The 21211-nt window shown below is 52.5% G+C and carries 17 protein-coding genes; 12 read left to right on the forward strand and 5 right to left on the reverse strand.

Annotation, left to right across the window (positions count from 1 at the left end):
- Positions 1-8: 8 nt before the first annotated feature.
- The gene (locus QMO62_RS26500) at positions 9-1601 is read right to left on the reverse strand and encodes a spore germination protein (RefSeq protein WP_372516740.1); all 1593 of its coding nucleotides are present in this window, start codon (positions 1599-1601) and stop codon (positions 9-11) included.
- A 212-nt stretch (positions 1602-1813) separates the two neighbouring features.
- On the opposite strand from QMO62_RS26500, the gene QMO62_RS26505 reads away from it, so the two are divergent.
- Positions 1814-2902: a GerAB/ArcD/ProY family transporter gene (locus tag QMO62_RS26505; protein ID WP_284645507.1), complete on the forward strand. Its 1089-nt coding sequence runs from the start codon at positions 1814-1816 to the stop codon at positions 2900-2902.
- Between the two features lie 98 nt (positions 2903-3000).
- On the opposite strand, the gene QMO62_RS26510 is transcribed toward QMO62_RS26505, so the two are convergent.
- Positions 3001-3162, reverse strand: coding sequence for a hypothetical protein (locus tag QMO62_RS26510; RefSeq protein WP_284645508.1), 162 nt, complete (start codon positions 3160-3162; stop codon positions 3001-3003).
- Positions 3163-3189: 27 nt separating this feature from the next.
- The gene (locus tag QMO62_RS26515; protein WP_284645509.1) at positions 3190-3825 is read right to left on the reverse strand and encodes a bifunctional 4-hydroxy-2-oxoglutarate aldolase/2-dehydro-3-deoxy-phosphogluconate aldolase; all 636 of its coding nucleotides are present in this window, start codon (positions 3823-3825) and stop codon (positions 3190-3192) included.
- Between the two features lie 175 nt (positions 3826-4000).
- On the opposite strand from QMO62_RS26515, the gene QMO62_RS26520 reads away from it, so the two are divergent.
- From QMO62_RS26520 to QMO62_RS26535, 4 genes are all read left to right on the forward strand, one after another.
- Entirely contained in the window at positions 4001-5131 is a 1131-nt protein-coding gene (locus tag QMO62_RS26520) for a mandelate racemase/muconate lactonizing enzyme family protein (RefSeq protein ID WP_284645510.1), read from the forward strand.
- Positions 5132-5257: 126 nt separating this feature from the next.
- A complete protein-coding gene (locus QMO62_RS26525; protein WP_284645511.1) occupies positions 5258-6316 on the forward strand; it encodes a Gfo/Idh/MocA family protein in 1059 nt (352 codons plus the stop codon).
- Complete coding sequence (locus QMO62_RS26530) at positions 6313-7173, forward strand: sugar phosphate isomerase/epimerase family protein (protein ID WP_284645512.1); 861 nt, start codon at positions 6313-6315, stop codon at positions 7171-7173. Before QMO62_RS26525 ends, QMO62_RS26530 begins: the two co-directional genes overlap by 4 nt.
- Positions 7170-8027, forward strand: a complete 858-nt coding sequence (locus tag QMO62_RS26535) for a sugar phosphate isomerase/epimerase family protein (protein ID WP_284645513.1) — start codon at positions 7170-7172, stop codon at positions 8025-8027. Before QMO62_RS26530 ends, QMO62_RS26535 begins: the two co-directional genes overlap by 4 nt.
- A 63-nt stretch (positions 8028-8090) precedes the next feature.
- On the opposite strand, the gene QMO62_RS26540 is transcribed toward QMO62_RS26535, so the two are convergent.
- Positions 8091-8948 (reverse strand): AraC family transcriptional regulator, encoded by an 858-nt coding sequence (locus QMO62_RS26540; protein WP_284645514.1) that lies wholly within the window; start codon positions 8946-8948, stop codon positions 8091-8093.
- A 235-nt stretch (positions 8949-9183) separates the two neighbouring features.
- Between QMO62_RS26540 and QMO62_RS26545 the strand changes: the two genes are divergently transcribed.
- Complete coding sequence (locus QMO62_RS26545) at positions 9184-10806, forward strand: PucR family transcriptional regulator (protein WP_284645515.1); 1623 nt, start codon at positions 9184-9186, stop codon at positions 10804-10806.
- A 108-nt stretch (positions 10807-10914) separates the two neighbouring features.
- Complete coding sequence (gene pyrE, locus QMO62_RS26550; RefSeq protein WP_284645516.1) at positions 10915-11433, forward strand: orotate phosphoribosyltransferase; 519 nt, start codon at positions 10915-10917, stop codon at positions 11431-11433.
- Here the strand turns inward: pyrE and QMO62_RS26555 are convergent.
- Positions 11430-12059, reverse strand: coding sequence for a hypothetical protein (locus QMO62_RS26555; protein ID WP_284645517.1), 630 nt, complete (start codon positions 12057-12059; stop codon positions 11430-11432). The genes pyrE and QMO62_RS26555 overlap by 4 nt on opposite strands.
- 88 nt (positions 12060-12147) lie before the next feature.
- Between QMO62_RS26555 and QMO62_RS26560 the strand changes: the two genes are divergently transcribed.
- The 5 genes from QMO62_RS26560 (at position 12148) to QMO62_RS26580 (ending at position 21210) form a co-directional block, all read left to right on the forward strand.
- On the forward strand, positions 12148-12525 hold the full coding sequence (locus QMO62_RS26560) for a hypothetical protein (RefSeq protein WP_284645518.1): 378 nt from the start codon (positions 12148-12150) through the stop codon (positions 12523-12525).
- Between the two features lie 79 nt (positions 12526-12604).
- A complete protein-coding gene (locus tag QMO62_RS26565; RefSeq protein ID WP_284645519.1) occupies positions 12605-13171 on the forward strand; it encodes a hypothetical protein in 567 nt (188 codons plus the stop codon).
- 298 nt (positions 13172-13469) lie between these two features.
- Positions 13470-18653 (forward strand): discoidin domain-containing protein, encoded by a 5184-nt coding sequence (locus tag QMO62_RS26570; protein WP_284645520.1) that lies wholly within the window; start codon positions 13470-13472, stop codon positions 18651-18653.
- Positions 18654-18855: 202 nt separating this feature from the next.
- Positions 18856-20217 carry an FAD-dependent oxidoreductase gene (locus tag QMO62_RS26575; protein WP_284645521.1) on the forward strand — a complete coding sequence of 454 codons (1362 nt, stop codon included), beginning with the start codon at positions 18856-18858 and terminating at the stop codon, positions 20215-20217.
- 24 nt (positions 20218-20241) lie between these two features.
- Positions 20242-21210, forward strand: a complete 969-nt coding sequence (locus QMO62_RS26580; RefSeq protein WP_284645522.1) for an ABC transporter permease — start codon at positions 20242-20244, stop codon at positions 21208-21210.
- Position 21211 lies beyond the last annotated feature (1 nt).

The raw sequence follows: 21211 nt of genomic DNA on the forward strand, positions 1-21211 counted from the left end.
CCTAGGATTTATTCGGTTCCCTTCCCGGGATCAGGCTTATTACCGTAGGACTGCCGGTGGGGATTGTATTCTCCGGTAAGATGCGGGCGTGACTGCAAAGACCACCATGGAGCACGAAGCAATACATCCTTCAAGTCACGGAGCTTCAAAGGTGCCATTGGCGATAAATATGGGACTCCAAAGGAACGAAGCGTGCAAAGATGCACAAGGATTGTGATAATCCCCAGCATAATCCCGAGTAAGCCAAGTGTGCCTGCAAGAAACATGATAGGAAACCTCAAGATTCTAAGGGCGGTACCGGCGGCATACCGGGGAATCGTGAAGGAAGCAATCCCCGTTATGGCTACCACCATAACCATTGGAGCGGAAACGAGTCCCGCAGATGTGGCCGCTTGTCCGATAACCAGAGCACCCACAATGCTGACGGCTGCGCCTACCTGCTTGGGAAGTCTTACCCCGGCTTCCCGCAGCGCTTCGAAAGAGACTTCCATTATCAGCGCTTCTATTAATGCCGGAAAGGGAATTTCTTCTCTTGATTGCGCAATACTGAGCAGCAGAGCAGTCGGGATCATTTCTTGATGAAAGGTTAAGATGGCAATATATGCCGAAGGCATGAGCAAGGAGACCAGAATAAACACGTAACGCAGCCAGCGAATGGCCGTTCCGATAATAAATCGCTGGTAATAATCCTCCGCCGATTGAAACATCGAATAGAGGGTGATCGGAGCAATTAATACAAATGGAGTTCCATCTACCAAAATGGCTGCTCGTCCCTCCAGCAGGCCGGAAGCTACCGTATCCGGACGTTCTGTCGCCAGCAGCTGCGGGAAAGGGGAGTAGGGGTTATCCTGGATCATCTCTTCGATATAGCCGCTTTCCAGCACCCCGTCGATTTGAATCCGCTGCAAACGTGCTTTAACTTCCTTGATCAGTGTAGGGTCGGCAAGCCCGTCCACATAGGCAATCATCACTTGGGTTTGGGAGTACCGGCCGATCTTGATCGAGTGCATTTTTAGCTGCGGGCTCTTCAGCTTGCGCCGCAGTAAGGTAACATTCACACCAATGGACTCGATAAAGCCCTCCCGCGGACCCCGAATAACGGATTCTGCGGTAGGCTCCTCAATGCTCCTCATTTCCCATCGGGCCATCCCTAAAGCCATCGCTCGGGGACTTCCGTCCACCAGAAGGAGCGGCGCACCGTTCGATATTTGATCAATCACAGCGGAATAGGAATCCAGTTCCGTCACCTTGGAGACAGGAAGCTTATGCCGCATAAGCGCTTGGAGGTCGGCCCATTCCGTTCCGTCAGCCTGCATCAGCGGTTCGAATACAAATCGGTCCAGACTCACCGTGTCGGTTAATCCGTCTATGTAGATGACGGCAGCTTTGATTAGCCCTCCGATAGTAAAGCTTCGGAAGATGACGTCGTCACAATTTGCATACAACTGGTGAAGCACCTTCAAGTTATCATCCAGCAAGGATGACAATGGTTCCTGCAATGAGGAAGCATGGGAAGAGCCGGCCGGCTGCTGATTTGCATCCGATGGTAATGTGCGTTTGAACCATTTTCCGATGTGTCTCAATTTCCTTCCCCTTACCATCCATTTTTTAAGATCATTAGATCATAAGTACCGGCAGTAGCTTTTTACATTATTTACATTGGATTTTCTTCTTATGTAAAATGCCAGCAATTTGGTTGAGGCAGCCTTCCAGTAATGGGGAATAGTAGCAGGCGATGTTGCAAATACTGGTGACATCGATTGCGACATCAACGGGGCGGGGTACAATGTTGGAAAGAGGAAAAATTTCAGCTATGCAATTGGCCTTTCTTATGTATCCTGTCATCATTGCCACAGGCGATTTGACGGCTCCTGTGCTGACTGTGAAGTTTGCGGGACGGGACTTGTGGATTTCTCCCTTCATCGCGTCCTTTCTCGGATTTATAATCGTCTTCATCGTGAATCAGCTTCATAAGTGGTATCCGGGAAAAACGATGATCCAGTACATGGAGGATATTCTAGGGACGGTGTTTGGAAAGCTGCTTGGGGCTTTGCTAATCATGTATTGTTTATACTCCGGGACAACGGTCCTTCGGCAATATTTTGAATTGATTGCGGGCGGATTTCTGCCGGAGACGCCTGTTATTGTTATTTCGGCAAGCATGGTGCTGGTTTGTTCCTTTGCCGTAAGAGGGGGAGGAGAGGTGTTAGCCAGGTTATCGCAGGTGATCGTACCCGTGATTTTCCTCTCCTGGATCATTATCATCATATTGCTCCTGCCGGACATGAAGCTGATTCGAATGCTGCCGGTCATGGAGAAAGGTATCCAGCCTGCACTGATGGGAGCCGTTCCTTTGCTCACTTGGTTTGATCATTTCTGGCTGCTGTCGTTTTTTCTTCCGATGCTGAACGAACGGCAAAAGGGGCTAAAATGGAGTCTGATTGCCGTAGTCGTTGTCACTCTCGTTTTGACCGCTATTAATCTCATGGTTCTGCTCATCTTCGGCAGCCTTACCTCGTCACTAACGTATCCGGCTTTCGCCGCCGTAAGGTACATAAGCATCGCCTCATTCTTGACCCGCCTCGAGTCGGTCGTTATGGCGCTCTGGGTTGCCGGCGCTTTCTTGAAGCTTTCGATCTTCTATTACGGACTAACGATGGGAGCCGCTCAATGGCTGAAGCTGAGAGATCATCACTCGCTTATTTTTCCGATGGGTATCCTGCTGGCCTTATATAGTATTTGGATTGCCCCAAGCCTGCAGGAATTTTCTCACTTTATGAGCACATCGAATATATTTTTTAATTACTCGATTGAGCTGGCCATACCTTTGCTCGTGTTCGCCGCGGCCGTGATCCGCAGGGTTGCTGCCAGGGACGGGCAATCCACGCTTCGTCGCACGTAAGTAAATGCGGATAAGGAGTCACGTGGGGACCCGGCGGATTGAAAAGAAGAGGCCATCCGGTTCTCAACAGTGTGAGCCGGACAGCCTCTTCTTTTGCTTTACTTCTCATCTCGGATTTCACGAAAAACGCGGAGCTTACTGCCGCAGAACGGACAAAAGTGTATGACACATTCCTGATCGTGATAGGAGAGCCTCCAAGCATCCTCACGAAGAACAATGGCGCTTCCCTCAGCCAGCGGCTTGCAGCTATGCATTTGCATAACGTCTCCTCCTGTCATGAGCAAGTTTTATTGTCGGCTGCCTGACACTAATCTAGCGGCCTTGTCCTTCACCCAGCCGTAATTGCCTGCGTTAATTTCCTTCAGGTTTACCAGCGAACCGCCGATGCCGACGCCATAACAACCGATACGCAGAAACTCTGCGATATTGTCCTCGTTCACACCGCCTACGGCTACCATAGGGATATGGTTGAGCGGTCCCATCAGTTCTTTAATGTACCCGATACCCAGGCTGGCTCCCGGAAAAATTTTGATCGCCGTCGCTCCTGCCTTCCACGCCTTGACGACCTCCGTAGGCGTCATCGCGCCGGGGAAGATCGGAACGCCGCGTTCCGCTGCAAATCGGATAACCTCTTCATCTGTGTTCGGTGTCACCAGATAGCCTGCTCCAGCCTCCAGCGCACGCTCTGCATCCTTCAAGTCTAACACGGTACCGGCTCCGATATACATTCTATCGCCGAATTTTTCTTGCAGCAGTCCTATCATGTCTGCGGCTCCAGGAGTATTCAGCGTAACCTCCATGACGGGAACACCGCCGTCCAGCAATGCCTGCGCAACCGCTTCAATGTGCTCTGGCCCGACACCCCGCAGAATGGCAATAATACGTGCCTGCTCGATTAACGCTAATCCTTGTTCACGATTCACCCAACAAACCTCCGCTCCAGTCATCTTATCGATTCAGACTCTATTATACTATGTTTTCATCAGAAACCAACCGGATCTAGTTGAAACCTTGCGCAATTCAAAAACAAGCTTTACCGGTACACTGCCCGTCAAGTAAAATATTGGGAGAAAGCATTTTCATTTAGGAGGCTCGCGAATGCTGCAAATTTCTGCAATTGACGTCTTTTCCCTTCGGCTTCCCATGAAGCAAAACTTTCTGATTTCAGGCGGCTCTGTCGGTTTGGCTGCTTCCGGCGCGCCTCATATTTATGTACGGATTACCGGAAATAACGGCCTATCGGGCTGGGGTGAGGCAAGGCCAAGTCCCCGCTGGAGCTATGAGACGCCTGAAACCGTCATTGCGGCTATCGAGACGTATTGGAAGCCGAGGCTGCTCGAACAACCGGCGGAGGATTTACTCCGGCTTCACCGCTTGATGGACAAAGAGCTTGCCGGAAGCATGCACCCCGGCCATCCTATCGCCAGAGCGGCCGTAGATACGGCGCTTCACGACCTCCTTGCACAGTCATGGCAGCTCCCTCTTAGCGGTTTGTGGCAATCCGTTCCAGCCGGTCCGCTGCACTTATCCTATTTGATTTCTACAGACGACCCGGAGCAAGCGGCGAGTAAGGCACGGGAAGCCAAAGCCCAAGGATACCGCGGAGTCGATGTCAAAATCGGGATACAAAAGCATCGGGATGTGGACATCCTCGAAGCAGTGAAACAAGAGGCATCCGATTTGTTTTTTCGTGTGGATGCGAATCAAGCTTACAGCTTGAAACAGGCCGTCGCCTTGGCCAAGCAAATGGAACGAATCGGTGTAGACGTCTTCGAGCAGCCGATGCCTGCTTCTCAACTGGCCTCCCACCGGGAGCTGCGAGGGAAAACCTCGATCCCTATCGCCCTGGATGAGAGCATTTGGTCTCCGGCCGGCCTGCTCGAGGCTATCCGCAACGAGGCCTGCGATGTAGCCGTAATCAAGCTGACCAAGCTGGGCGGATTGCGCAACGCCAAGCTGTGCGGAGAGCTGGCAAGAGAAGCGGGCCTCGGTTTACTCGGAGGGGGATTGACCGAATCCAAGCTGGGCTTCACGGCTTCCGCACATGTGTTCAAGTATCTGGAGATCACGGACCCGGTCGACTTGAACGGTCCCTTCTTTCTCGCGGATGACCCGATTGAGGGCGATTGGCCTATTATCGGTGGAGCTGTGATACTGCAAGAGGATATGAAGGGGCTGGGATGCCGCGTGGATTCCAGTAAGCTCTCCAAGTACAGTATGGGTATGTAATTGCCAGGAAAAATCGCACATTTGTACAAATGAATAGCATACCACTTCATGGGGATGAGCCGCCTGGAACTTTATAATACAGGTAGAGTGCAGGATCACCCTCAATTGTGAAGGAGCTGGAGCTAAATGAGTCAACTGAACGTGGCAGTAATCGGTGTTGGATCCATCTCAACGCATCATTTGAAGTCGTATCAACGTAATCCCCATGTCCGTCTCTACGCCGTTTGCGACCTGAACGGGGAGCGGGCACGCGCCAAGGCAGAGGAATACAACGCAGAAAAGGCATATACCGACTATCACGAGCTGCTGGCCGATCCGAAGGTGGATGCTGTCAGCATCTGTACCTGGAACAACACGCATGCGGAGATCAGCATTGCGGCATTGGAAGCCGGTAAGCATGTGCTTGTAGAGAAGCCGCCTGCCATGACGGTCGAGGAGGCGCTGCGGATGCAGGATGCCGTGAAGCGTACGGGCAAGCTGCTGCAGATCGGTTTCGTTCGCCGTTACGACGCCAATGCCCAGCTTCTGCGCGAGCTGGCGGAGCAGGGCGAATTCGGCGAGCTCTACTACGCGAAGGCTTCGGCGCTGCGGCGTCTCGGCAACCCGGGCGGCTGGTTCGCGGATATTGAACGCTCCGGCGGCGGTCCTCTGATCGATATCGGGGTCCACATGATCGATCTGATCTGGTATTTGATGGGCAAGCCGAAGCCGGTATCGGTTAGCGGCAACACATACCGGAAGCTAGGGAACCGTTCGTCCATTCGGAATCTTAACTTCTATAAAGCAGCCGATTACGATCCGACCCATAATACCGTTGAGGATATGGCGAATGCGCTGATCCGCTTCGACAATGGCGCCTCTCTGCAGGTAGATGTGAGCTTTACACTTCATGCCAAAGAGGATTCGATGATGTCCCGCCTCTACGGAACACAGGGCGGCTTCGAAATCGACCCGGCCGTCGTCATCGTTACCGAGAAGCATAACACGATCATGAATATGACACCGCAAGTCAACCATCCCGGCTTCCATTTCGAGTCGGCCTTCCAGAACGAGATCGACCACTTTGTTGATTGCGTGCGCAATAACAAGCAGCCGTTAAGTCCGGTTGCGGACGGGGTGGAGATCATGCGCATCCTTCGAGGCATTTATGATTCGGCAGCGCAAGGTCAGGAGGTGCGTCTATGAAGCTCGGCGTCAGCACCTACAGCTTATATCAGGCGCTTCGATCCGGCGAAATGGATGTGCTGGACGTTATAGACTATGTAGCTGAAATCGGCGGTCAGCATGTGGAGATCGTTCCGCTTGGTTTTACCTTGTTAGACAACGATTCTTTGATTGAAGCGATCAAGGAAAGAGCGGCCGCCAAAGGATTGGAAATCTCCAATTATGCTATCGGAGCCAATTTCGCGGATAAAAGCGGGACGGAGCTGGAGCAGGAGATCGAGCGCGTCATGCGCGAGGTCGACGTTGCGGCTAAGCTCGGTGTCAAGCTGATGCGCCATGATGTGGCAAGCGCCCAAGACATCTCGTTCCGACATTTCTCTGAGCAGCTTCCAATGCTGGCTGAGGCGTGCCGCCGCATCGCGGATTATGCAGCGGACAAGGGCATTACGACCAGTGTGGAGAACCACGGACGGTTCATTCAAGCGAGTGAGCGTGTGCAAGCGCTGATCTTGGCCACCGGTCGTACCAATTTCAAGACAACGCTTGATGTAGGGAACTTCCTCTGCGCGGACGAAGACCCGGTCATTGCCGTCGCCAATAACATTTCCTATGCATCCATGGTGCATGTGAAGGACTTTTACATCCGGCCGGAGGACAGCACGCTGAATGAAGGCTGGTTCCGTTCCGTCAACGGGCGATATCTTCGGGGAGCCATAGTGGGGCAGGGAGACATCAACATGCGGAAGGTGCTGGAAACGATCAAAGGCTCAGGGTACGACGGCTACGTTTCGCTCGAATTCGAAGGCATCGAGCCTTGCAAGCTGGGAGTACGCCTTGGCTTGAACTACATTCAAACCGTATGGAGGGAGCTTCCATGAACAATAAGATCGGAGTTATCGTCGACAGCTTTCGTGTCGGCGTAAGGGAAGGGCTGCAAAAGGCCAAGGCGGTAGGAGCAGACGGAGTGCAAATATATGCAGTGTCCGGAGAATTCGCTCCGGAAGCCTTATCGACCGAGGCTAGACAAGAATGGAAATCGTACATTGCATCTCTTGGGTTGGAAATCTCCGCGCTCGTAGGCGACCTTGGCGGACACGGCTTTCAGGATGCGAATGCAAATCCGGTCAAAATTGAGAAATCGAAGCGAATCCTAGACCTTGCCGTAGAACTGGGCACCCAAGTGGTTACTACACATATCGGTATCGTTCCTGACGATGAGAACAGCCCGGTCTATGCGGCAATGCACAAGGCTTGTGCCGAGCTTAGCGATTACGCGGCAAGCATGAATGCCTATTTCGCCATCGAAACCGGACCGGAGACGGCCCGGCATTTGAAGAAGTTCCTTGACGGAATCAGCTCCAAGGGGATGGCGGTTAACTTCGACCCCGCGAATATGGTCATGGTAACAGGTGACGACCCGGTTCAAGGTGTACACACGCTGCGTGATTACATTGTGCATACTCATGCGAAAGACGGTATCCGTCTGCGCGAGGTGGATCCTCGTGACATTTACGGCGCAGTCGATCATGAGAAGCTTGCGGACATGGCTACGGATGGCGATGCGTTCCGTGAGGTGCCGCTTGGCGAGGGCAGCGTGGACTGGCCGCGATATTTGCAGGCGCTGAAGGATATCGGCTACGGCGGATATTTGACGATCGAGCGCGAGGTGGGGACCAATCCCGAGGCGGATATTTCGAAAGCGGTACAATTTTTGAAGACCTTCAGAGCGTAACTTGATATAAAAAGGGCAGTTTCTCTCCGGCCGTCAGCCGGTTTGGAGAAACTGCCCTTTTGTCTACTCCCGCACCTCGGAGGGAGGCATGCCTCGGCATTTTTTGTACATTCGGCTAAAGTAATAAATGTCCCGATATCCAACAGCAAGCGCAATATCGGAGACCGTTTGCTGTGTGTTGCGCAGCAAATAATCGGCCTGGCGAATGCGAATATCGTTTACATAAGCAGTCACGCTCTTGTCCGTCAGCTGTTTAAAGAGACGGCTGAAGTGAAAACGGCTTAAGCCGGATTGCTCCGCAAGAAGCTCAACCGAAAGCTCTTCGTGGTAGTGCTCCTCGATATAGCTAAGGACGGGGGTCAGCCGCTCGAGCTGACGCATGCGATTTTGCCTATTTTTAACGGTTATCATCTGTCCTGTGCTGCTTCTCAGCATATCCGTAAGCATGCGATACAGGTCCGATTTGACAGCCATTTCAAACCCCGGTTCCCGTTCCTTCAATTCTTTGACAATGGAAAGAAAACGGGCCGTCAGCGGCTCTGCATGATCCACTTGGTTGGGAAACACAATCCCGTTATGCAGCAGGGGAAGCATATATTTGGTTTCGATCGCATCGACGGAGGAGCTTTGCAGTACGGCCGGATCGAAGATCAGAGCATAATAAAACAAATCGTCAGACGTGCATATGCCGGTATGCAGGTCGTTGCCGTTCACATAGACGAGTGAGCCGGGACCTACCGGAATCGGCACGCCGTTGCACTCGAATATCGCTTGCCCGTAAACGACATAAAGCAGCTCAATATGTTTGTGCCAATGGTTTGGAAATAACGTGGCGCCGTATTCATGAGATTTGCAGTAATTTACCTTGACGGGGAACGTCGGGTCCGGCATGCTCATGGGCTCAAGGAAGGCGCTTGTCATGGTAAGATGTCCCCTTTTGCAAACGCTTCCCTTCCGCGGCGGATGGGGTAAGCGTTGCATTATCATTGAAGTCATCCCCATCGTAATGGAAAACACTATGGATGTAAAGACCTGGACTGAAGAGTCACATGGTCCGGTGACTTTGAGTTTTTTTACGTTGAGATCACGGCTTCCCTAGTTTACTATTCTTAGTAGGAACCAGTTACTAGAAAGCTCAAACAAAGGTGGAACATTCGTGGGAATTACCGTTAGAGAAGCATTACGGATCGGGGGGCTCTCCCGCTGCCGGCTGGCTGCCGGAGAGAAGGGGCTTGACCGGAGCATTGACTCCATCACGGTTATGGAAGTCCCCGATGTCATTCGGTGGCTTAAAGGCGGCGTGCTGCTGCTAACCAGCTTATATCCGATTAAGGACGATGAGCAGGCTATCGGTCAGTTGGTGCAGCAGCTGAAGGAGGCAGGCTGCGCAGCTTTAGCCGTTAAGACGGCACAGTATGTACGGGAGATTCCCCCGATGATACTTAACGAAGGGGATCGGCTCGGTCTGCCCGTGATAGAGATCGATAACGAGGTCGCTTATCTGGACATCATGACCCCGCTCATGGAGCGAATTCTGAGCCGGCGGACGCTCGGAAAGGAGCAGTTGGACTCGTTCTTTCAATGGATGACGGAGCTAGCCATGCGTGGGCAAGGGACCGCCGCCATCGTCGATGCCATGGAGCAGATGACGCACAATCCTATTACGGTCAACTCGGAGCTCCCTGAATTGGTTCGAAACAGGGAGTACACTGTGGATGCTCTGCAGCACGGTCAGAAGCGGGAGCTAAAGGCGGCCAACCGTCCTCTTCGAATGGAGCGGAGGCTCAATCAGGCGCTGACTTCTTGCCTTGTTGCACCGATTGTGCTAAACGACGAGCTGCTCGGCGATATCACCTGCTGGCAGCTCCATAGGGAATTCATAGAAGAGGATGTACTGGTATTGGAGCGTTCCATGGTGCTGCTAGCCTTGGAGTTCGTCAAAGCACTTACGAAGGCCGATGTGGAACAGACCTATAAGGATCCGTTTTTACACGATATCCTTCTAGGCAGAACCTCGGATACCACTGCTGCAGTGGGACAGGCACTGCGTTACGGATGGGATGTGACGGGAAACCACCAAGTGATGAGTGCCGCGATCCATGTGAACGGCAGGGAGTACGATACATATGGAGATCTCTCAGTAAAGAGAAGACTGCTTCAGCGTGTAAACTTCTTCTTCGACGACTTTGGGTTGAAGGTAATGGCGACCATGCTGAAGGGAGAGCTGGTGCTGATTTGTCCGCAGTCGTTAGGTGACGAACGAAAGCTTCCTCAACTGGGAGCGGCATTAAGACAACGGCTTCTCTCCGAGCTTGACGGCAGCGAGATTACTGTCGGTATCGGCAGGCGCCATCGGGGTGTAGAAGGTATTCACAGCAGCTATATGGAATCAAGGAAGGCGCTGCAGCTCGGAAAGCCGCTAGAGAAGGACGGCTGCATTCCTTACGAGGAGCTTGGCGTTTATCGTATACTGGGGTCGCTCGAAGATAAGTACGACACAGAGCTGAAAAGCCTGTATGCGGATACGGTAGGCAGGCTTGCAGCGTATGATGAGCTTCATGATGCAAGCTTGGTTGCTACGCTGGAAAGCTATTTTGCCAATAACGGCTCCGTTTCAGTTACCGCGGATCGGCTTTACGTTCATGGCAACACCGTGAAATATCGCCTGCAAAAAATCGAGCAGCTCACCGACTGCGGTGTTCATGATGCCGAGCAGCGGCTGCTTCTGCACATGGGGCTCAAAATTCACCGACTCTTGAAGGTAAATAAGCTCCTTTAGCCAAATCGACAAAAGACGGCTGCTTCTTTCTGGCTGCAGCCACATACCGCCATCATTCCTTTGCTGATACCATACAGACAGGTGATCTGACAAAAGGAGTGATTTCGTATGAATAAACAGCAACTGGCTAAGGCAATTTACACAACCGCACGCATAACCGGGACGTTCCGGCTGCGTTCGGGGCAGCTGTCACATCAGTATTTTGACAAATACTTGCTTGAATCTGACCCTCAACTACTGGCCGAAATCGCCGAACAGCTGGCAAAGCTCATCCCGGAAACGACCGAAATTCTCGCCGGCATCGAAATGGGGGGCATTCCACTGGCTACGGCCTTGTCCCTGCGGACCGGACTTCCTGTGGTTTTTGTAAGGAAGAAGGCGAAGGCGTATGGCACGGCGAAGCTGGCTGAAGGCGTACCGATTCAGGGGAAAAACGTGTGCATCATCGAGGATGTCGTCACCACGGGGGGACAAATTGTTCTGAGCGCTCAAGAGCTAAGGGCGGCCGGGGCACGGGCGGAGTCCGTACTATGTGTGATCGAAAGAGACTCTTCCTGCCGCATCCGACTGGAGGAAGAGAGTCTCTTTTTAAATAGCTTATTCTCTATGGAGGAACTGGAGGTTTAATCCTCCATTTCTTTTCGGTAGGACGATTGTAGAAAGAACAGCAGCACCAATAAGAAAAAGGCCTCAAGGACAATGATCCATTGCGATGAGAAGGCCAAGAACGGCCCGAGTGCTTGTCCCATGCAAATTAAGGCAGCGCATATATTGAAAGCAATCGGGTATTTACGCTCTCTAGTGGTACGTAAGAAGGTAAACCCGATTCGAAATTTATGTAGAAGGAGGGTTAACATCCCAACTGCCGCTATAGAGATAAAGCCCTCTAAGTAGTTTCGCCCCCTTAACCTCTGAACGGCGTGATCAATATGGGTGTAATTGATTACCAGCGTCGTTAATATTTCCATAAAATTCATGAAGGTAAAGCTCGTTCCAAACATCACAACGGCTTGTATCCAGCGATGTCCCATTACGCAGCGAAGCAGAAGAATGGCTGCAGCGAATTGCAGAAATCCAACCCACGGACCCAGCCAGGGCTGCATTTGTAAACAGAAGGAATACGGAACAAGAATGCAAATGCAGATCAAATATCTCCATGGCTTATAGAAGGGACCGTACCGAAACAGAATATGCGTCATGGATAAAGCCACTACCCAAAGCAGAATATACAGGGCAATTAGAAACCAAAGCATTAGTTCACATCCCATGTTAGGATTATCTCCCCATTATATAGGAAACACTCATAAAAGTCATAGAAATCCTCGTGAGGAGAGTCCCCCTATGTACTTAGACAAAATTAATCGCCAATGGTCCGCCTATATGAAAGCGAAAGATAGAAACGAAAAGCTCCAAATTACCAATACAACCAGGCTGAACTTGAACCGGCGGCAGTATATGCTCGAATTTGTTCACAACGGGCTGCGGTATCACCTTTATCATGCGCTGAATGAACCGGTCTATGATATGAGAAGGCTTCAAGAGGGCTATGAGAACTCAAGCCTAGAGGAAGTATTTGGGATTAGTCCAAGGGAGGCGGCGGTGCTGTTATCTTTATTTAACGACTTTATGCAGCAGCATTACGATGAAATTCAGACATCCGTCGATTGCGGAGAAGGCTTGGAGCGTGCGATGGAGGCGATTCGTAAAGCCCGTTTATAAGTGCCGGCCGGTACATTTGAAACATAATCTTTCCACATAGCGTCTTGTTTAGTGTAAATGTGGAGAGGGGGACGGTGCTATGGTCAAGAGGTTCCCGCGTGTCATGACGGCTTTGATTGTAGTATTGCTTTTTATTTTTGTCTATTATGTTAACCGCTTCGGCAGCGAGGCGATAAACCAGAGGATCATCAAACAGGATGGGTATCACGTTCAATCGGTGAAGCCGCGGGAAAGCATCGAGGTGTTCGTTAAACCAGAATGGATTCCATGGAGAGAGGGAGAACGAATCGAGCCGAGACAGCAGTTGCTATCTGTGAGCAATACGGTCATTTCTATGGACAATACGTGGAATCGCGGTAATGACATGTATTTTAGCTTTCGCACGGAGTTCAGATTACCTAGGCAGCACGGCTCGTTCCTCTATAATTATATTTTAAATGAGGACGGAAGCGTCTTATCCAGCATGCAACCGGATGATTACACTTTGTATGATCTACACCGTCAAGTCATCCCCATTGGTCAAGCCGGCATTGGGCCGGGTGCGGACTTTTCCTTTGGTATCGAGCCGCAATACCAACAGCGCCTGAAAGACGGATTCTGGGTGAAGTATTCCGGGTTTACCTTGTATGAGTATTCCAAAAAATGATATACCATGTGAAGCAATGGCTTTGATATTACCGGGTTGACCGCTCTTATCCGCTAAAGTGGAGAACCCGGCAGTAGGAAGCCATTTTTTTATTGGAGAAACTTAAATTGTGATTGCACAACAATCTTATTAAAAACTTAATCATGTCATGATCGGAACAAAACATGTCACCGTCGTGACCTTACCAAACCATCATTAGCCCCCTATAATCAATACAAAAAAGAAAGGAAGGCTCCGTAAACGTGAAGTATTTTGTGACCGCTTACAAATGTTGTAAAAAGGCAAGGGAGGATGAAAGATGCTGCGCAAATGGATTTCAATTTTGATGGTATGCATGCTAATCGGGAGTGCAGTTCCCCTCGATATCACCAAAGCTTTTGCAGAGGAAACAAGCAATATTTCCGCACAAGCGGCGCTGAGTGTGGACTCGGTTACGGGAGCGAACGGCGCTGCCAATGCAGTGGATGGAAATAAAACAACCCGCTGGGTATCCGGAAGCACGACCTATGTCCATACGTTTGAAATGACTTGGCCAAGCGCCAAACGAATCAATCAAGTCAAGGTATGGAGCGGTAATATCGGGACAGGCGCGAATAACTGGCACCTGCGGGACTTTACTCTGGAATATTGGGACGGCAGCACTTGGGTGAAGATTGCATCCGTCATTGATAATGACAAAGACAATAATGCCGGACAATATAACGATTTCCAATTCGGTCCGATTACCGCATCCAAGCTGAGGCTGCATATTACGAAGCCTAGCTGGGGGGGATTCAATTTGTCCGATGATAAAATAGCCCGTCTCGCGGAGATCGAAGTGTATGCGCTCCCCGATGCAGATGTGACCCCGCCGGGCGAAGTGACCGATACGGCGGTTATCGCTGGTGATGGCCAGCTCACATTGACTTGGACGGATCCGGCCGCTCCGGATCTAAACCAAATTAAAATCACACGGGAAAACACGGTATCGGATGCCGTCTATATGGATAAAGGGATACAGTCTGCAACTTGGACGGGCCTTACGAACGGGAGGCCGCATTCGTTCCGGATACAGACAGTCGATACGGCAGGTAATACGTCCGCCGGTCTGGTCGTCACCGGTACGCCGAAGGCAGCAGATGGATCGCAGCCTGGAGTCAATGTGGCAGGCCAAGCAATGCTGAACGCCGATTCGGTGACAGGCTCGAATACGGTGTTCAATGCCGTGGACGGCAACCAAACGACACGCTGGGTGTCGGGCAGCTCCACCTACGACCATTTCTTCGAAATGACGTGGGAGCATGTGCAAACCATTAAGCAGGTTAAGGTATGGAGCGGCAATGTAGGCACAGGCTCGCACAATTGGCATATTCGCGACTTTACGCTGGACTACTGGAACGGGAACGCTTGGGTGACGATTGCGACAGTAACCGATAATGACAAGGATAACAACGCGGGAGAATACAACGATTTGACGTTTGACCCCATTGCCGCTTCCCGGTTGCGGCTGCACATCACCAAGCCGAGCTGGGGTGGCTTCAACGCGACCGACGATAAAGTAGCCCGGCTCGCGGAAATCGAGGTTTATGCCATTGCTCAGGAAGGTACGGACACGATACCGCCAGGGGAGGTGGGCAGCCCTGAAGTCATCGTGGGGAACGGGCAGCTGACGTTGAAATGGACGGACCCTAACGACATGGACTTGGGCCAAATCAAAATCACGCAAGAGAATTCGGTAATGGAAGCGGTATATGTCAGTAAAGGTGTACAAATCCGGCTCCTGCCCGGGTTGGTGAACGGAACGAACTACTCCTTCCGGCTGCAGACGGTGGATATGGAGGGCAATGTGTCGGCGGGGCAGCTTGTGACCGGCACGCCAAGTGAGGCGGCACCTGTTCCTACGCCGGGGATCACGAGTTTTATTACCCGCAGCGGGGATATATTGATGGAGGGCGCGAATGAGTTTCGGTTTATTTCGCTTAACGGCTCGAATTTGACCTATATTCCGGCCCCGAGCTGGCATCGAGCTGATCCATGGGAGCAGGATGATGTTTTCAAGTCGCTGCAGCAGATGGGCGGAACTGTAGTTCGGCTGTACACCTTTACGATCAAAGGCGGAACAGCTAACGGACAAGAGAAGAGCCATATTAACGGACTTCGTGATTATGACGAAGATTTTTTTAAGGATCTCGATCACATTCTAAAATTGGCCAATCAATATGGCATCCGGGTGATCCTCCCTTTTATCGACACATGGGATCACGTCGGAGGCATCAAGCAATTCGCCGCTTTTCGGGGCAAGGCTCCGGAGCAATTTTATACGGACCCGGAATTAAAGGAAGATTACAAGCATTTGGTCAGCTATGTGCTGAACCGGACGAATACGTTCACCGGGGTGAAATACAAGGACGATAAAGCCATTTTGGCATGGGAGACGGGGAACGAGCTATATACCACGGATGCATGGACCGCCGAAATGAGCGCTTATTTCAAAAGCATCGATCCGAATCATCTGGTCATGGACGGGCGGTACGGCCTGAGTGCAGCGGCGGTAGACGATCCCAATGTGGACATTGTGTCCAACCATTACTATGAAAGCGGCGGCACCAATTATGCGCTGCGTAACGTAGCCGACCGTAACATGAGTTTAGGCAAAAAGGTGCTGGTTGTCGGTGAATTCGGCCATACCAGCACGGCGAATATGTCCGCACTGGTGGATAAGGTCATTTCCAACGGCACATCCGGGGCTCTATTATGGACGTTGAAGTTCCATAACAAGGACGGAGGTTTCTACAACAAGGAAGGCGACTACCGCTGGCCGGGCTTCCCTTCCGGAAGTTCGTACGACGAAACGGCGGTGATGCAGCTGATTCGCAACAAGGCATATGAAATTCGCGGGCTTCCTGTTCCGACAAGAATGATACCGGACCCGCCGACGCTTCTGCCCATCGAGTCGGTTATGGGGATGTATTGGAGAGGCTCGGCCGGCGCAGAGTCCTATGATTTTGAAAGGGCGGGGGACCCGAACGGGCCTTGGTCGACCGTAGGCGTCGATGTGCCGGACAGTGATATGCCGTTTGTGCCCTTCAAGGACACAACTGCCGAAGAGGGAGGCACCTATTACTATCGGGTGAAAGCGAAAAATGCAGCCGGCCTATCGGCACCCTCCAACACGGTAGGACCTGTGATCGCCTCTTCTGCGCCTCCTGTGCCGGATCAGCCGGAGCTGCTGCCGATTCAATCGGTTTCTTCGATTTCGTGGAAGCCGCTGAAATGGGCAGAAACCTACGGTTTGGAGAGAGCGGAGACGGCGAACGGTCCTTGGACGGTGGTTGGAGCGAATCTGAAGGAGGGCGATAGACCTTATAAGGATACCTCTGCCAACAGCGGGGTTCCCTACTATTACCGGCTCAAAGCCAAAAATACGGGAGGGGTTTCCCGGCCTTCCGAGGTATTCGGACCGGTAATCGTGCGTAATGCAGCCCAGCTGGGACAGCTCAGCGTTGATTCCACGACAGGTACGAACGGGAAGGAAAACGCGGTCGACGGAAACTTGGCGACACGCTGGTTATCTCAAGGTGCCGGAGGCGAGCATTGGCTGCGAATCGATTGGACGGTTCCGCAAACGATTAACCGGTTAAAGCTGTGGAGCGGGGCGGCCAGCGGCGAGAAATGGCACATTCGCGACTTTAGCGTTGAGGCATTGACCGATACCGGCTGGCGGACGCTGGCAGCGGTGACGGATAACGATAAGGATGGATTCTACGGCCAATATAATGATCTGATCTTCGATCAGGTTCAAACGTCGTCCGTCCGATTGCTTATCACGAAACCTTCATGGCAAGGTACTCCGGTCAATCCTAACGATCAGATTGCCCGGCTGATGGAAATCGAAGTGGGCTTCGAGGACGTTTCGGCACCGGGGGAAGTTTCAAACGTCGCTGTGCTGCAAGGAGACGGGCAGTTGCTGTTCCGATGGACGGACCCTAGCGATGCGGATTTGGCTCAAGTTCAAATCACAGGAGCAGGGGAAACGGTAACGGACGCGGTTTACATTAACGCAGGCGTGCAGCAGGCCGTGCTTACCGGGCTCAGCAACGGGACCATGTACTCTTACCGGCTCATTACAGTGGATAGCCATGGCAATGCCTCGGCTGGAGTCACTGTAACCGGTTCCCCGAAGGCTTCGGATTCGCCAGGAGGCGGTCATCCCGGTAACGGCCATCCGGGAAACGGTGACCCGGGCAATGATAGCTCCGGTGAGGAGAGTCCGCTCACGGAGACCGGTAATGCTCAGCCTCAAGTACCCGGAAGTACAACGCCAATAGGACAGGAGATTGATGCTGTGAGCATCAGCCTTCAAGACGGGCAGGCTATCGCAGAGGTAACGGAGGCCGCAGTCAAAGCCGCCATCAGTAACGTATCGAAGTCTTTAGTTTCGAATGCCGACGCCGCGAAAACCGTGACTTTCAACATCCCGGCTGCGGAAGCCCCTATTGGCTATATCGTGAAGCTCCCGGCATCAGCGCTTGACTTGGCTAAAACGGAGGGCATCGATAGGCTTGCCTTGAAAACCTCTCTCGCCACTATAGCTTTTAAGCCGGATGCGCTCAAAGAAGCGGTAGGCGTGACCTCGCGAACGGTTGAATTTACAGTAGCGGCGGTGCCATCCTTCAGCCTCTCCCCGGAGATTTCTGCAAAAGTCGGCAGCCGTACGGTGCTTCAGTTCGGGGTCTTAGTGGACGGCCGTCCGGTAAGCCGGTTTAACGGAAGCAAGGCGATTGAGGTTACGATGGATTACAAGCTGTTCGCGGAGGAGATGCCGCATCACGTAGCCGTATTTTATCTTCCTGACAGCGGCGGGATGGTACCTGTGAAAAACAGCACTTATACGCAGGGAAAGGTCACTTTCTTTACCGATCATTTCAGCCGTTATGCTGCATGGCCGGAGGTCGTCTCGTTCGATGATCTCGCTCAGGCGGAATGGGCGAGAGCCGAAGTGGAATTCCTTGCAGCAAGAAACGTGGTCTCCGGAACCTCAGTCCATTCGTTCGAGCCCAACCGGCACGTGACCCGAGCCGAATTCGTGCAAATGCTTCTGGAAGCGCTGGAGCTTGTCGACCGTTCCGCTGTCCCGGGTTTGAGCGATGTCAAAGACGGCGAGTGGTATACAGGGTCCGTATCCAGCGCGATCCGGCTAGGAATCGTCCGCGGCTACGAGGACGGCACCTTCGGAGTGAATAAGCCGATCAACCGGGAAGACATGTCTGTGCTTGCGTATCGTGCCGCACAACAGGCAGGCTTTTCCCTGAACGCCGGATATCAAGCAGCGGCCGGATTCTCCGATCGAACGGAAATTTCCGGCTATGCCCGGGAAGCGGTCGAGCAAATGCAGCTTGCTGGGATCGTCAACGGCATGGAGGGAGACCGATTCGATCCGAAGGGCCTCAGCACCCGTGCACAGGCAGCCAGAATCATTTATTCGCTGCTCAATTACAGATGAGCTCGGTGAAAAGGAGTGACGCGGAAATCCCAATCCCGCGTCGCTCCTTTTTTGCACTCAACCTTTCACAAGGTCACGATCCGAACAGAAGATGTCATCGCCGTGGGCTAATCAAGCCGAACAGTACCCTTTACAATGAACATAGAACCCGGGATGATTGTCAGTCCCAGGAAGTAGTAGAAAGCGTCACGGAGGAGAGAACATGACATCGATGAAAACAATCATGCTGCCGCAGGAGGAGCTTCCGGTCATTCATGAAGTGGATGTTACCGTTGTCGGCGGAGGGCCGACAGGCATAGCAGCCGCCATCGCCGCTGCAAGAAACGGCGCGAAGGTGCTTCTGGTAGAGCAAAGAGGATTTCTTGGCGGCATGGGCACGGTATCGCTCGTTCCTGCCTTCTGCCCGTTTACAGATCACATCAAACCCGTTATCCGGGGAATCGGACTGGAGCTGCTTGAACGCATGAAAGTATCCTGCCGGCCGGAATTCCGGGATGACTACGCTGAGCAGCTCGATTGGGTGCCGATCGATGCCGAGGTGCTTAAGCGCGTATACGATGACGCGGTACTGGAAAGCGGCGCGAAGGTATTATTCCATACCTTTATCGGGCAGGTCATCATGAAGCCGGACCGAAGCGGTATCGAAGGACTCGTTGTTCTGAATAAGTCGGGGAGGTCGATCATCCAAACCCGTTATATCGTGGATGCGACGGGAGATGCGGATATCGCGGCCCTGGGCGGCGCCCCCTTCCAGAAGGGCGGAGAAGCCGGAGAACTGCAGCCCGGCACGATGTGTTATCTGCTCACGAATGTGGATCGCGGGCGGTTCCGGCAGTATATGCAGGAAAGCGGCGATAACGATCAAATTCCCAAGGCCGTCATGCTGGCGCAGCAAAACGGCGATCTGCCCCCGGGGCGTAAAGAAGTGTCCGGCTTCGCTTGGGTGTCCGATTATTTGGTCGGCGTCAATTTCGGCCATGTGTTCGGCATCGACGGCACGAAGGCGGAGGATTTGACGAAAGCGGCTATCGAAGGCAGAAGGCTTGTCGAGGTCCAAGTGAACTTCTTGCGAAAGTATGTTCCAGGCTTTGAGAACGCCCACGTCGTTAGCACCGGCGAGCAAATCGGCATTAGGGAAACCCGAAGAATCGTCGGCGATTACATGCTGGTGCAAGAGGATTTCACATCCATGCGCAGCTTCGAGGACGATATTGCGAGGAATGCTTACTTTATCGATATTCATATGGCGACAAGTAAGGAACAAATGCAGATCCGCCATCTCCCGGACGGCGAATCACACGGTGTACCCTACCGCTCGCTGCTGCCGCAGGGACTCGACAATGTGTGGGTAGCGGGTCGGGCGGCATCCGCCGACCGGGTCGTTCAAGGCTCGCTGCGGGTCATGCCGAACTGCTTCGCCATGGGACAGGCGGCGGGTACCGCCGCAGCGCTTTGCACCTCCACCGGAGGCACCTCCCGAGAGGTGGATATCCGGGAGCTGCAGAGGCTCCTGACCCAACAGGGAGCCTGGCTGGGCGAAATCGCCTCGTCCCAGGGCGTATAAGAAAACCGAAAGGAGGAATGAACCGTGGCACAGCATGAAGGACTTACAGTTCCCCGGACTCCCGGCACGGCTTCCGGCTTGTTGACGAAAGGCCGTCGTCTCTCGAATTTCAGACAATATTGGGATTTGTACTTGATCATGGTTCCGGGCCTTCTGTATTTCATCCTGTTTAAATATTTACCGATGTGGGGCATCGTCATCGCATTCAAGGATTTCAGCATTTTTGCCGGCTTCAGCATGAGCGAATGGGTCGGTCTGGAGCAATTTCGAAAAATGTTGAACGATCCCCAGTTTTTCCTGGTATTCCGCAATACGATCATCATCAGCTTATATAAGCTCATATGGGGCTTTCCCGGTCCTATCATCCTTGCGCTGCTGCTTAATGAAATCCGCAGCATGTTCTACAAGCGCACGATTCAAACGCTCGCTTATTTGCCGCACTTTCTCTCGTGGATCATTATAGGGGGTATTATGGTCAACGTGCTTTCTCCGGTAACGGGAGCGGTCAATGGGGTGATCGAGTGGCTGGGCTTTGAGCCCATCTTCTTCCTGGCCGATCCCCAGTGGTTCCGGGCTATGCTCGTCATCAGCGATATCTGGAAGGAAGTCGGCTGGGGTGCGATCATTTATTTGGCGGCGCTGGCCGGGGTGGATCCGCAGCTGTACGAAGCGGCCGTCATGGACGGTGCGGGCAAGTGGAAGCAGCTGATTCATGTGACGCTGCCTTCGATTATGAGCACGATTATCGTATTATTCCTGCTCCGTCTCGGTCACATTCTGGACGTCGGCTTTGAGCAGGTGTTTGTGCTTTACAACTCCCTGGTTTACGATGTCGCGGACGTCATCGAAACGTATGTATACCGGATCGGGATCGGACAATCCCAATTCAGCTATTCGACGGCCGTAGGCTTGCTAAAGTCGGTGATCAGTCTGATTCTTGTGGTCATCATCAACAAAGCCGTGAAGAAGACCGGTCAGGAGGGGATTTACTAAG

Origin of the sequence: Paenibacillus silviterrae (assembly GCF_030167925.1) — a bacterium.
Lineage (GTDB): Bacteria > Bacillota > Bacilli > Paenibacillales > NBRC-103111 > Paenibacillus_G > Paenibacillus_G silviterrae.

What these genes read in the sequence shown, in the direction of transcription:
- QMO62_RS26535 (WP_284645513.1), top strand. Translation starts at nt 7,170, where the DNA reads ATGAACAATAAGATCGGAGTTATCGTCGACAGCTTTCGTGTCGGCGTA.
- pyrE (WP_284645516.1), top strand. Translation starts at nt 10,915, where the DNA reads ATGAATAAACAGCAACTGGCTAAGGCAATTTACACAACCGCACGCATA.
- QMO62_RS26560 (WP_284645518.1), top strand. Translation starts at nt 12,148, where the DNA reads ATGTACTTAGACAAAATTAATCGCCAATGGTCCGCCTATATGAAAGCG.
- QMO62_RS26540 (WP_284645514.1), bottom strand. Translation starts at nt 8,948, where the DNA reads ATGACAAGCGCCTTCCTTGAGCCCATGAGCATGCCGGACCCGACGTTC.
- QMO62_RS26505 (WP_284645507.1), top strand. Translation starts at nt 1,814, where the DNA reads ATGCAATTGGCCTTTCTTATGTATCCTGTCATCATTGCCACAGGCGAT.
- QMO62_RS26500 (WP_372516740.1), bottom strand. Translation starts at nt 1,601, where the DNA reads ATGGTAAGGGGAAGGAAATTGAGACACATCGGAAAATGGTTCAAACGC.
- QMO62_RS26565 (WP_284645519.1), top strand. Translation starts at nt 12,605, where the DNA reads ATGGTCAAGAGGTTCCCGCGTGTCATGACGGCTTTGATTGTAGTATTG.
- QMO62_RS26530 (WP_284645512.1), top strand. Translation starts at nt 6,313, where the DNA reads ATGAAGCTCGGCGTCAGCACCTACAGCTTATATCAGGCGCTTCGATCC.
- QMO62_RS26520 (WP_284645510.1), top strand. Translation starts at nt 4,001, where the DNA reads ATGCTGCAAATTTCTGCAATTGACGTCTTTTCCCTTCGGCTTCCCATG.
- QMO62_RS26575 (WP_284645521.1), top strand. Translation starts at nt 18,856, where the DNA reads ATGACATCGATGAAAACAATCATGCTGCCGCAGGAGGAGCTTCCGGTC.
- QMO62_RS26555 (WP_284645517.1), bottom strand. Translation starts at nt 12,059, where the DNA reads ATGCTTTGGTTTCTAATTGCCCTGTATATTCTGCTTTGGGTAGTGGCT.
- QMO62_RS26525 (WP_284645511.1), top strand. Translation starts at nt 5,258, where the DNA reads ATGAGTCAACTGAACGTGGCAGTAATCGGTGTTGGATCCATCTCAACG.
- QMO62_RS26510 (WP_284645508.1), bottom strand. Translation starts at nt 3,162, where the DNA reads ATGCAAATGCATAGCTGCAAGCCGCTGGCTGAGGGAAGCGCCATTGTT.
- QMO62_RS26570 (WP_284645520.1), top strand. Translation starts at nt 13,470, where the DNA reads ATGCTGCGCAAATGGATTTCAATTTTGATGGTATGCATGCTAATCGGG.